Below are 12,159 nucleotides of genomic sequence, written 5' to 3'. Positions count from 1 at the left end.
TTGCTTGCTTTAATAAGCTCATTTTTCATCTCCCTGTAGAGAGTCACACAGAGAAGCCGGGTCGCCGGTCCTCTGTGCCACTCTGATAGGAGTTGGGAAAGACTACGGCTCCCGGTAGCTGGGGCAATCCCCGGGTGCAATTGTCTGTCTTTCCCATACCAACCCATATTTCGAGGACAGAAAAATATTTTCGGTTTAAAAAATAGTATACGATACAGACAAAATAATACCTCTAATTCACCTAGAAATTTTTAACCCCTCGCTTCAATATCTGATACATGAGCTCAGATCAGGACCATCTCAAAGAGACCGACACCGAAGCCCGCTTTGAGTTCAAGAAGGAGGAAAAGTCCGCCTTCCAGACCGAGAAGGGCCTCACCGAGGAGACCGTCCGAATCATCTCCGAAGACAAGGACGAGCCCGAATGGATGCTCCAGCGCCGACTGCGCGCTCTAGAGCAGTTCCAGGAGATGCCGATGCCGACCGGCTGGCCCGGCGCGCCGGACCTCTCGGAAGTCGATATCGCCGACATCGTCCCCTACATCCGCCCGGACATCGAGACCCGTGGCGGCGCCGAAAACTGGGAAGACCTCCCCGAGGAGATTCAGGACACCTTCGACAAGCTGGGCATCCCGGAAGCCGAGAAGAACGCGCTCTCGGGCGTCGGCGCCCAGTACGAGTCCGAAATCGTCTACCAGAATATGCAGGAGCGCTGGGAGGACAAAGGCGTCATCTTCTGTGACATGGACAAGGCCGTCCAGGAGCACGAAGATCTCGTCAAAGAGCACTTCATGACGAAGTGCGTCCCCCCGAGCGACAACAAGTTCGCCGCGCTCCACGGCGCCATCTGGTCCGGCGGCTCGTTCGTCTACATCCCGGAAGACACGACAGTCAACATGCCCGTGCAGGCGTACTTCCGCATGAACTCCGAGGGGATGGGCCAGTTCGAGCACACGCTCATCATCGCCGAGGACAACTCCGAGGTCCACTACATCGAGGGCTGCAGTGCACCCAAGTACTCGGCGTTTAACCTCCACAGCGGCGGCGTGGAAGTGTTCGTCGGCGAGAACGCCCACGTCCAGTACTCCACCGTGCAGAACTGGTCGAAAAACACCTACAATCTCAACACCAAGCGCGCCATCTGTGAGGAGGAGGGAACGATGGAGTGGGTCTCGGGTAGCATGGGCTCGAAAGCCACGATGCTCTACCCCTCGACCGTCCTCAAGGGCCCCGGCGCGACGGACAATCATATCACCATCGCCATGGCCGGCGAAGGGCAGGACATCGACACCGGCGCGAAGGTCTACCACAACGCGCCCGACACGAAGTCCACCATCGAATCGAAATCCATCGCGAAGGACGGCGGCCGCACGAACTACCGCGGCCTGGTCCACATCGCAGACGGCGCCGAGAACTCCTCGACCTCCGTCGAGTGTGACGCCCTGATGTTCGACAACGACTCCACGTCGGACACTATGCCGTACATGGAGATCCAGGAGTCGAAAGTCGACGTCGCCCACGAAGCGACTGTCGGAAAGATCGGCGACGAGGACGTCTTCTACCTCCAGAGCCGCGGTCTGGACGACGACGACGCAAAGCAGATGATCGTCGCCGGCTTCATCGAGCCGATCACGGAAGAGCTGCCCATCGAGTACGCCGTCGAACTGAACCGACTCATCGAGCTGGAGATGGAGGGTTCGCTCGGGTAACAATCCCAGTAAGCATTCTATCAGACATCATCTCAAAGAGAATCTCTCAATGCCAGGTAACCCACTAGTCGAACCAAGTCGTGATATCGGAGAGGGGGACGAGCGTCATCCTATCTGGAGTCGGCTCGATGAACCAGAGCAACGAGGCACCCACGAATCCGGTATTCTCGCAGCGGTCGGGAATATCAATGTCGGTTCTGGACGTGTGAGGTGGCTATAGCCGGGAGCGACAATGATGATTCTGACACTCCAGTGCTATCGGTGCGGGACAGAATATGACTACGTCGGCGTTTCGCCACACCCGGCGCAGTGCCAAGCATGTGGCTCTTCGTGCGTGCCCCCGGCTGGGGCGGTTACAGTGGAGAACCGTGTTCACTGGGAGAGCGCTAACGGGTTGTCGAAAATGTGGATACAGGCTGTCGATGACCGTGACCGACCGTTCGAATTCGAAGTTGCTGCTCACGGTAGTCGTGGGAAGCTATCGGCACTCAAGATCGATGGTGTTTCTGTTGACCCACAGATTGACAAGACGCTCGAAACGCTTCCGCCGACGGTGACAGCTGAACTCGCCGATATCGGGGTTATGGAGGTCACGACTGGTGCGATGAGGCATTCAAAACGATGACACCACATGTGTATATGCAACTCACACCAGCGTCTGATGTCAAGCGGGTGTCACCTAGGCCCACGATGAGTGATATCGCTAGTGCTGGTGTCGGGTTCCAAGACTCATATCTCGGCCGAGGTTGCCTCAGTCGTTACGTCTCGGGTGTGCGCGTGTTTCCGCTTGAGGGAGATGAGTAACTTGTATGCCGGAATGCAGTACCTGCAGCGGACACGTCTCGGACCGGTTCGTGCGAGTTTTTGGGGATGAGGAGGGACTGGTCCACGCGTGCCCCGCCTGTTCAGCTAACGCGGGTATCGGAGAAGCAACACGAGAGCGGAATGAGCGACTATAGAGCATAGTACTGCGATTGTCACCAACTCACCGCTGAAGTAGTGGCTTGCTGGTGTACTCCCGAGTTTTGCGCTTCCAGAGGAACACTCCAAACCCAACCGGCCATATGTCGCGCTATTCGGGACGGGAGCAACGTTGGCCTTGGCTATCGAGCTAAACCGCTACGGACTGGCGTTGAACTCCCCGTATTTCATCCCGAAAAAGAACGCGATGACTGAGAAGACGATCATCGAGGGCAAGACCATCATGAAGACCGTCGAGGGAGTCATCACGGACGTGAGCGCGACTGTCGCAACGGCGACAATTACGACGAGCGGGACCACTGAAGGCAGGAAGTCAAATTCCATATCCGGATTTTTGGCCGGACCGAGAAAGTCTTTAGCAAAACAAATCCGCGGGATAACTGATTGAACTGTACTAGTCTGCCGTCAGCAGTAACCGAGTGCTGCACAGAACCGCTTTCTCCGTCGTGCGGGTAGTGACAGACACTGACTCATGAGATAATCACGAATAGATAGCTTGGATTACTGTTCGAGGTAGGCCGTCACCTGTTCCTGAAGATGCCTGAACGCATCCTCGGCAGGGTCCACGTCAGAAGCCCCTGTGATGACTATTTTCCCGTTGGCAAAAACCAAGAGAACGGCCGGGTGGTCAGCGGGCCGATAGATGAGACCGGGGAACTGTTCTGGCTCATATTCCACAGATTCCAAGCCCAACGCGATAGAGAGTGTATTCAGATCGACCGGGTCGTCCAGCTGTGCCGTACAGACGACGTTCTGTACCGTGAATCCGGTTTCAGTCTCTGCCTCTACGATGTTCAACTCGGATAGTGTCGTGAGGAACGCATCGTTCGTCTCGTACAACTGTTCGAACGTAGAGCACCCACTGATGATGTATTTCCCACTCCGATAAACCGTGATGAGAGGACCACCATCAACAAGCCGAAGGTAAAGGCCATGGTAGTTCGAGGGGTCGTATTCGGTGTACGGCAGGTCCAAATCGGACTCGACCTCGGCGACATCGAGTTCCACACCCAAATCTCCCGACCCGACAGCGTTCGCAATAGAGATCATTCGTCCTTTGCCTCTGTATGAGAGACGACGTACGCCGCTGTTACTAATTGCGGTTCTTGGGGAGTAACGTGCTTCTCTTCCTCAAGCCGGGATAACTCCTCTTCACGCTCTCGTCGCAGACTTTCGAGCTTCTGCTTCGCGTTCCCAATCGGCGCGGACATATCCGCACCCTGCTCAGCCCGCTGTTCGTACTGCTCTAACCGCTCTTCCCATTCTTCGATTTGCTCTTCGAAGTATCGCTCAGCGTGCTCGCGTTTGATTTCGATCTCCCGTTCTCGTTCGGTTCGGGCCTCCTCGGCGAACGACTCAACGTGCGTCCATGCTTCCATCTCTGCCGCCTCGTAGAGGTCCTCCGCCATACTCGAGAGCCGATCAACCTCGTGAGACGATGGGATCTCGTTGGGAGCGGTCGTCTTCGAGAGCTCAGGAACATCAGTCGTTACACTACCATCCGGGCGAACAAAGAGACGAACCAACTTCTCGGTCACCACATCCCCGGCACCGGAGACGTAGCCAAGACGGTAATTGAACAGGATTCCAGGGGTTTGAGACGCCGTCGCAGCGACCTTCGTCGCAATTTTACCCTGGATCCGGTCGCTGTCCAAGCAGAATTCGATGAGCGACTCAACGAGAGGATGGTCAAGCGAGATGAACTCAACATCATCCTCCTCCATCGCGATATCCTTGGTGAACGTGGCGCGTGGGTACTGTCGTGCCACCTGATTTCCACTAAGGACCTCAGGGACATCCAACTGGAACACGTCCCCTTCCATCCGGGCCGGTCCGGGTCGAACACCCTTGATAGAGCTGCCGAATTCGTCGAAGAACACGCGCACGAGCGTCTCGATATCGTCCTCAGACACCTTGCCGTGTTGACTGCGTTCGATCACGTCGAGAATCTCGTCGTCCTCGCCAGAGAGGTCGAAGCGGTCGCGAATCAGGAACTCGTTTTCGACGGTCTGAATCGCTTCGCGTTTCTCCTCGATGGTCGCCTCGATATCGGCGACGACACGTTCAGTCGGCTCGCCTTCAGCGATGGCCGCCATGATCGTCTCGTCCAGATCGACATCCTCGAGGACGCGACCGAGGACATCCGAGCGCATCCCGAGGTCCGACTCGATCTGGTTCGTCTTCTCGATGAGCAGGTTGAGGATCTCGCTCTCGCGGGTATCGGCGAAGAAGAGATTCCGAATCTCGACCGTGTGCTCCTGGCCGTAGCGGTGGAGCCGCCCCATCCGCTGGTCGATCCGGATGGGATTCCACGGGAGGTCGTAGTTCACCATGATGTGGGCGAACTGGAGGTTGAGTCCCTCCTGGGCGGCGTCGGTGGCGAGCATCAGGTTGGCCTCCTCCTCGAATTTGCTCATCTCTTCCCGTCGACGGGACTGCTCGAGGTCACCGTACACCTGGGCGACGTCGTGGTCAGCGAAGACCTCGTCACGTAGATACTCCAGCGTGTCCGTGTATTCGGTAAAAATCAGGATTTTCTCGTCGGGATCCTCTGAGAGAATGCGGTCGACGAACTGCCGGAGCAATCGGGCCTTCGAGTCCGTCTCGATGTTCTTGGCCTGCTGCCAAAGTTGTTTCACGCGGTCCAGCTCCTGCTGGACTTGCGACTGATTGAGCGTAATCGTGACCGTTTCAAGCGCCTCCTCGACCCGAGCACGTTCTGCGTCGGTGAGCGTCTCGGGTTCGGTACTATACCGCGGAATAAGATCCTGAACCTCATCGGGGAGGTTTTCGGCAACTGCGTCGTTCTGAATCGCCCGCATCCGGTTTTCGAGGGACTTCCGGATCGCGTAGATACTCGAGACCAGCCGCTTCTGGTAGATGACCATCGTGAACCCTGCCGCCTGGTTCTCCTCCTGCTGAGCAAGGTTGTAGTATTCGCGGATGTACTCGGTGACGTCGTCGTACAGCTTCCGCTCCTCGCGTGTCATCTCGACCGGGAGTGCCTCGATGTTCTTCTCGGGGAACATTCGGGTCCCGTCAGTCTCGTACATATCGTCCTTCAGCCGCCGGATCATCAGGTCCTCAAGCGCTTCGGGACTGATCTGCGACTCGTGGCTGAAGCGATACGGGTCGAGCAGACTCACGAGGAAGTAGAACTGGTCTGATTTCCCCTTGTGTGGGGTCCCGGTGAGTAGCTGCAGCGCATCGGAGTTGTCGGCGACGGCCTCACCGACCTGATACCGCTGTGTCCGCTCGATTGAGTCGTCGCTCGACCGTCTGGCCGTAAGGTGATGGGCCTCGTCGAAGACCGCAACGTCCCACTCCTCGTCGAGATTCTGGAGGGCATCGAGGACGGAGACGCGGTCCGACTCGGGGTCGTCTGTGGTCTGCTTCGCGAAGTCGATGGAGGTGATGATGAGGTCCTCTTGCTTCCAGACATTCTGGTTGGGGTGGGACTTCCGGTGTGTACGAACCGTCTCGCGGTCGTAGATGACGAAGTTGCGGTCGAACTTCTCGCGCATCTCCTCCTGCCACTGGACGGTCAGCGGCGCCGGGGCGACGATGAGCACCCGGTCGGCTCGGTCACGTGCGATGAGTTCTTCGATAACGATGCCGGCTTCGATGGTCTTCCCGAGGCCGACCTCGTCGCCGATGAGGTAGCGGTGGTCATAGGAGTTGAGGATCTCGTAGGCGGCCTGTACCTGGTACGGTTCGATCTCGATGCGGTTGCTGGTCAACGAGAGGAACCGGTCGTACTTGTAGGCGAGATCCAGCCGGATCGCCCGCTCTCGAAGGTCGTAATGGATCGGGGCGTCGGATTGGCCGGCCGCGAGGCGGTCGACAAGCGAATCGAGTTTCTCGATGTGAGGGAGGCCGCTAGGGAGTTTGCGGAGCTGGCCCTCCGAGGTGTAGACGTGGAGGAGATGACCGCCGTTGGGACGATCCTCGATTTTCGTGATTTCTCCACGCCCGCCGGCGAACTTGACTTCATCGCCGACCTCGAAGTTAGTCATTCCTCAATCAAATCAGTTAGTGCATCTTCGATAAGAACTCTCTCTTCATCGGATATATCGTAAAGTGTGAAAACGAGGTCATCTATCTGTTTTTCTGCTTCTTGAGTCCGCTCTTGAATCTCCTCTGACCTTGATTTCACATCGGTAAATCGCTCTAACCCTTGTCGACAACTCTCGACACCCGGAAGTGTCAAGTTTGCTAATCTATCTATCAGTGAGTTCGTTGAGGTAGCGGTTTCTCTGAAGTCTGCGAAGCCCCCAGCCTCTTCTACTGCAATGGGCATGAATTCACTGAGTAAAACACGATCTATTTCGGACAGGTTTGTGAATTTCATTGCAGGCATCAGATCAGTCTCCGTGTATCCCCATTGATCGGTTTCAAATTCTTCTGGCTCCTCAGGCTTGTACCGCGCTGAAGCTAGAAGTGCGATGGTGTCATCACTCTCCCTTAGTTCAATATCTCCTAGTCTTAGACTGTCTCTCTCATCAGTAGTGTCCGTTAGAATTGAATCTGAGACCCCTTCGGCTGGAAGATAAATATCACCTAATGTATCGCCATCTTCATATCCACCAATATAATCAAGAAGATCAAGATTCAAGCTCTCGAATTCGTCATTTAGCTCCAGTAATTCCTGTGCGAGTTCTTCGATTTGACCAGCTATTTCTTTATCACTCGTCCCATTTGAATCATATATTCTCTCATCGGGGCTAATGTCCTTAATTGGCAGACTCCCCACATACTGGGCTTTAGGACGAAGGTATCCGCCTCGGGCTTTAGCACATTCAACAGCTAGGATCCACTCCAACAAGGCAGAATTGAGTAAACCCAGATAGTACCGGTCCGAGGATTGGAGTATAAAACCAGTTGTAGTTACGACGCTACCACTAGAATCAATCGTATAGTGTGCTCTACGGGATATATCAGGATAGACGATTTTCTCTTTAGAAGGCTCAACATTTTTGTTCACCTGCTGTAGCTCATACCATTCCATCTCCCCCTTCGGGTATTTGTCTTCAATAATCGCCCGGTCAACTAGATTCTCTTTGGACTGCTCAAGGTAGTTTGAGGTCACCTCATAATTATCTAAATCTGCGACTTTCACCCCCTCCTCAGTCCGAACATAGGGGTACATGATATAGCTGTTCGGTTTTGGAGGTCTGAATCGCTTGATTTCCTTTCCGAAGATGATTGGGCGGAAGAGTTCAGTATTTTCCGTGCTCCCGAAGAGTTCAATTATCTTCTCCTCGTCAACAATGAGAACGTCATTTAATCCGGATTTCACACCAACTAGAGGGTCACCTATTGCGTCAATGACTGGCTCCCCAATTTTCGAGACTCTCTCCTTCAGTTCCCTTTCTTTTTGACCAAGGAAAGTCCATTCATCATCCGAGAAATAGGATTGGTCCACTTCTTTTTTGACCCGTTCGACTCGATCTGGAAGTGAATTGAAATCTAAATCGTCTATTTGAGCATATTTGAAAGGGTTTGAAGCGGGGTTTTTTGATAGGATCATAATCGCAGGATAGGTACTAACATCCGGACCGAATACAGGGAGGTCCTGGAAATCAATAAACTCCTCAATTTGATGATCAGCGACTAATTTTCTCAGTCCCTTCCCAGATTTGACTTTTGTAAATTTATGTGACAGGATATAGGAGAGACGCCCTTGATTGCGGACAAGTTCGGTTGCCTGTTCAACGAAATATGCATAGATGTCAGCCCGGCCATGGTAGACGGAGAACTCCTTCTGCAGATAGTCTTTGAAGCTAGTAATCAACTCTTGGCGAACATACGGTGGATTACCGATGACCGCATCAAATCCCGGAGATTCCCTATTCTGTCCGTTAGTAGTGTAATAGACTTCTGGGAACTCTAGTTTCCAATGGAAGTACTCATCAGCACTAGCCCACTTTTGCGCATCTTTGAACCATTGCATGTCCTGGATCCCACTCCACTCCTCGTCATCTTCAAGAGCGGCTGCCATCCGCTTGTAAGCGTCAGACGGGAGATTATCTAATCCAAAGTCCTCGGCAGTATGCACATTTGTCATCGCCTCAAGTCGCTGCCGAAGCTTGTTCCGCTCGAACTCGTCGTACTTGGCCTCCATCTCCTTGACGTCAGCGAGTTCCTGGTTCTCGATGGCGATGAAGTCCTGATAGATCCGCATTAGCTGTTCGATGGTCCCCTTCCGGGCCACACCGAAGTCGGCGAGTGTCGCGTTCTGTCCGCCACCGCCGGCATCAGATTCCAATTCCTCGATTTCCTCGATGTCGCTGCCGACCAGCGAGTTCCCCGTCTTCAGGTGGTGATCCAGGAACGCTAGAGGCTGTTCAGCCGCGAGCGTCCGAAGCCAGAGGGATACCTTCGCGAGCTCGACAGCCAGCGGGTTCAGATCGACGCCATAGATACAGCGCTGGGCGACCTGCCGACGGGCCCAGTTGATGTCGTGCTCTTCGTCGACGGTCTCAATGCCCTGCTGGGCGGCCTGCTTTTCTTGGGCGTCGATGATCTCTCGAGCAAGGTAGTCGATTGCGCTCGTGAGGAAGTGACCACTCCCCATTGCTGGGTCAAGAATCTTCAGATCGAATATCCGATCTGCGAATTCCGCTGCAAAGCCACGCTCACCCCGGGCACTTTGTGCCATAAGATCGTTCCGGATGTCCGTGACGAGCGGTTCCAGCGTCTCCTCGACGATATACTCAACGACGTACTCCGGTGTGTAGTACGAGCCCGTGGCTTTGCGTTCGCCAGACCCAGTCGTCAGGTGGACTTCACCCTCCTCGACGATCACCTCGTCACCCTCACCGGCGGGGACGTACTCACCATCTTCCAGTGCGAGCGGTTCATCGGCGACGTCGAGCTGATACTCGAGAAGCCCCTCGTAGATGCTTCCAAGATGGCGGACGTCCAGCGATGAGTAGTCGACGAAGATCTTCCCACCGCCGTTGCCGTTCTGACTCCGGGCCAGCAGTTCGATGACTTCAGCGAGGTAGGCGTCGCCCACCTGATGATTCGCGAGGAACCGGGCTTCGACGCTGTCGTCCTCGTCCGGATCAGTTCTGAACAGCCCGCCGTTGTACGCCGGGATGTAGAGGTCTTCCTCCGGGATACCGCGTGACTTGCTCCCCTGGTCGATGAGTTTGAACAGCTCGTCCAGTCGGTCCCAGAGGTTGTCTTGCCAGTCGCGATACTTCGGATTCGGACTGTCTAATTCCTCCGCCACTTCCTGCTTGAGTGTATTCAGACTGTAGGATTCCTCGTAGATCTCGTTGTTCGTGTCCAGCAGGTCACGACCCTCACTCTCGGCGTAGAGCACGAATATGAGCCGGTAGAGGTAGATGAGCGAACTGTCGTGAATGAGGTCGAGGTCGTCCTCGGAGAGGTCGTTGTCCGGGTATTGCATGAACCCCTCGGAGAGGACCTTGATCGCCTCGTAGATGTTATCCTGGAGATCTTCCCCCAACTCCTGGGCGAAGACGTTGGACTCGTCGTAGATTTCGTCCAAGAAGCACTCGCCGCTGGAATCCTCCAGGAATGCGCTGTGCCTGAAGAAGAGGTAGAAGTATTTGAAGTCCTCAAGATCCCCCTTTTCGAGAACGGTCGGCAGGTCGATCTCGTAGTAGGAGTCGAGGCGATGGCTCGTCGGGCCGTAATAGAGCCGCCATTTCTTCCCGTCGGTGAGGACGGCCCACCGCGCCGGCGTCTCCTGCAGGTAGACGTGAATCTGGTAGCTCGGGTTCTCGAAGTCCCGCTCGTGTTCTCCACTCCCACGGGTGTCGAGTGGACGACCCCAGCGCTTGGCGTCCGCGACGGCGACGGCGTCCTTGTAGAAATCGCCACCTTCCTCGCGGCGCTCGAACGCACCGCGTGCGGCGTCCGCGGATTCGAAGAAGCCGTAGTCGGGCCGACGTTGGGTCCGGCTGGTGCTCTCCTCAACCTCGAAGGGGATACCCAGTTTCCGGAACATCGGCCGGATGAACTTCTCCTCGAGCTGGGACTCGTTGCGCTTGGGAGCAGTTCCCTTCTCCCGCTCCCACAGATCCATAATGTCCGCTTTCGCTTCACGGAGTTCGTCGTCGCTAAGCTCGTCCCACGCCTCGGTCTCAGGGAGGTGCTCGTCTAGGTAATAATTCGAGAACAGGTCGCGATTCGTCCGGTAGGTGAGTGCCGTTTGCATGCGTTATAGTGGAGTGACAATGAGGAACCGATCCGTGTCCTTGCTGTCGATGATAGCGTGAGCGACTTCCTTCGTATCGGCAACGTCGACATCGACATCGTCGCCGATACCGACTTCGAGTTTTTTCAGTTCAGAGCCAGAGACATTAACCCGCCCGGAGTTGCCTGAGTTTCGGGCAATAGTCTTTCGAGTCATTCGGGATGCTTGACCAAACAGAGTGTTATGATATAGTCTTTACTTAGACTAATTTAAATTTAGAGACAAGAAAGCCATCCGTCATTAGGAAAGTCAGTATATCAAGGCACGTTTCCACAACGTCTACAGAAAGGAAATCCTTTCTACGGACCCCGCAAAAGGTGGATAACTTATACACTCGGTTGCGGCCGCAAGAAGTATGCCCGAGATTGGCATCTACGCCCGTGTCTCAACGACAGAACAAGACCCGCAACGACAGCTCGACGAACTTCGAGAGTTCGCCAAAAGCACGTACGACGAGCCAGAGATTCACACCTACGTTGATATCATCAGCGGGACTGAAACTGAGCGTGGTGAAGAATACCAGCGACTCCGTGTAGATATCAAAGACGGGGCCTTGGACGTCGTCGTTGTCCACGAACTCTCACGTCTTTCTCGACTCGGCGCCGGCGAAATCCACGAGTTCCTCGAGTTCTGTCTCAGTCACGAAACGGGCATCCAAGATTTAGAAGTCGGACTCGAAATCAGCCTTGAGGATGACCTCGTCGACAGAGCGGTGAGTCAGCTTATCGCCGGTGTGATGGGCGACCTCGCCCGGGTTGAGCACAAACAGAAGCTCCGCCGGATTCAATCAGGTATTGACGCTGCGAAAGAGGCCGGCCGATGGATTGGACGGCCGCCAGCTGGGTTCGATGTCGAAGACGGCTATCTCCAGGTCAACGCTGACGAGTTCCTGACTATTCGACGTGCACTCGAACGCGTCGAACACGGCTACACCTACGCTGAAGCAGCTGACGGAACACCTGTTGCCGAGTCAACGCTGCGAGCCCTCTACGACGACCGACTTGACCTCTATTTCTACGCCGAAGCTGAAGATGAACGACTCCAAGCTGCCGCTCAGGAACTTGAACCACTCGAGGAACCGGCTATTCCCGATGACACAAGCCTCCCGGAGCAGGAAATCAGGGCCATCGTTCGCGATGAGATCAACCGTCATCAGCAGTAAGTCTCATGCAACTGATTCCGTACTCCCTACTCGGTACCGCCCCAACAGTTATTACTCAATACATGAATTATGAA

The 12,159-nt window shown here is 55.0% G+C and carries 8 protein-coding genes; 4 read left to right on the top strand and 4 right to left on the bottom strand.

Annotated elements, in window-relative coordinates:
• Nucleotides 1-278 precede the first annotated feature (278 nt).
• From sufB to NJQ98_RS19170, 3 genes are all read left to right on the top strand, one after another.
• Nucleotides 279-1,709 (top strand): Fe-S cluster assembly protein SufB, encoded by a 1,431-nt coding sequence (gene sufB, locus NJQ98_RS18450; RefSeq protein ID WP_262181489.1) that lies wholly within the window; start codon nt 279-281, stop codon nt 1,707-1,709.
• A gap of 358 nt (nt 1,710-2,067) precedes the next feature.
• Entirely contained in the window at nt 2,068-2,334 is a 267-nt protein-coding gene (locus tag NJQ98_RS18445) for a hypothetical protein (RefSeq protein WP_262181487.1), read from the top strand.
• A gap of 184 nt (nt 2,335-2,518) precedes the next feature.
• Nucleotides 2,519-2,668 carry a DUF7563 family protein gene (locus NJQ98_RS19170; protein WP_431357508.1) on the top strand — a complete coding sequence of 50 codons (150 nt, stop codon included), beginning with the start codon at nt 2,519-2,521 and terminating at the stop codon, nt 2,666-2,668.
• Nucleotides 2,669-2,828: 160 nt separating this feature from the next.
• On the opposite strand, the gene NJQ98_RS18440 is transcribed toward NJQ98_RS19170, so the two are convergent.
• From NJQ98_RS18440 to NJQ98_RS18425, 4 genes are all read right to left on the bottom strand, one after another.
• Nucleotides 2,829-3,014 (bottom strand): DUF7333 family protein, encoded by a 186-nt coding sequence (locus tag NJQ98_RS18440; RefSeq protein WP_121578184.1) that lies wholly within the window; start codon nt 3,012-3,014, stop codon nt 2,829-2,831.
• Between the two features lie 177 nt (nt 3,015-3,191).
• Complete coding sequence (locus tag NJQ98_RS18435) at nt 3,192-3,740, bottom strand: TATA-box-binding protein (protein WP_262181483.1); 549 nt, start codon at nt 3,738-3,740, stop codon at nt 3,192-3,194.
• The gene (locus NJQ98_RS18430) at nt 3,737-6,706 is read right to left on the bottom strand and encodes a DEAD/DEAH box helicase (protein WP_262181481.1); all 2,970 of its coding nucleotides are present in this window, start codon (nt 6,704-6,706) and stop codon (nt 3,737-3,739) included. The genes NJQ98_RS18435 and NJQ98_RS18430 overlap by 4 nt, the downstream gene beginning before the upstream one ends.
• Nucleotides 6,703-10,884, bottom strand: coding sequence for a class I SAM-dependent DNA methyltransferase (locus tag NJQ98_RS18425; RefSeq protein ID WP_262181479.1), 4,182 nt, complete (start codon nt 10,882-10,884; stop codon nt 6,703-6,705). Before NJQ98_RS18425 ends, NJQ98_RS18430 begins: the two co-directional genes overlap by 4 nt.
• A 394-nt stretch (nt 10,885-11,278) precedes the next feature.
• On the opposite strand from NJQ98_RS18425, the gene NJQ98_RS18420 reads away from it, so the two are divergent.
• Complete coding sequence (locus NJQ98_RS18420) at nt 11,279-12,085, top strand: recombinase family protein (protein WP_262181476.1); 807 nt, start codon at nt 11,279-11,281, stop codon at nt 12,083-12,085.
• Nucleotides 12,086-12,159: the final 74 nt, after the last annotated feature.

It is taken from the genome of Haloarcula laminariae (assembly GCF_025457605.1).
GTDB classification, from domain to species: Archaea; Halobacteriota; Halobacteria; order Halobacteriales; family Haloarculaceae; genus Haloarcula; species Haloarcula laminariae.
This window is presented reverse-complemented; position numbering and strand designations above follow the sequence as displayed.

Excerpts from the sequence above, each read along its gene's own strand:
- NJQ98_RS18425 (WP_262181479.1), bottom strand. The coding sequence starts at position 10,884 with ATGCAAACGGCACTCACCTACCGGACGAATCGCGACCTGTTCTCGAAT.
- NJQ98_RS18420 (WP_262181476.1), top strand. The coding sequence starts at position 11,279 with ATGCCCGAGATTGGCATCTACGCCCGTGTCTCAACGACAGAACAAGAC.
- sufB (WP_262181489.1), top strand. The coding sequence starts at position 279 with ATGAGCTCAGATCAGGACCATCTCAAAGAGACCGACACCGAAGCCCGC.
- NJQ98_RS19170 (WP_431357508.1), top strand. The coding sequence starts at position 2,519 with ATGCCGGAATGCAGTACCTGCAGCGGACACGTCTCGGACCGGTTCGTG.
- NJQ98_RS18430 (WP_262181481.1), bottom strand. The coding sequence starts at position 6,706 with ATGACTAACTTCGAGGTCGGCGATGAAGTCAAGTTCGCCGGCGGGCGT.
- NJQ98_RS18435 (WP_262181483.1), bottom strand. The coding sequence starts at position 3,740 with ATGATCTCTATTGCGAACGCTGTCGGGTCGGGAGATTTGGGTGTGGAA.
- NJQ98_RS18440 (WP_121578184.1), bottom strand. The coding sequence starts at position 3,014 with ATGGAATTTGACTTCCTGCCTTCAGTGGTCCCGCTCGTCGTAATTGTC.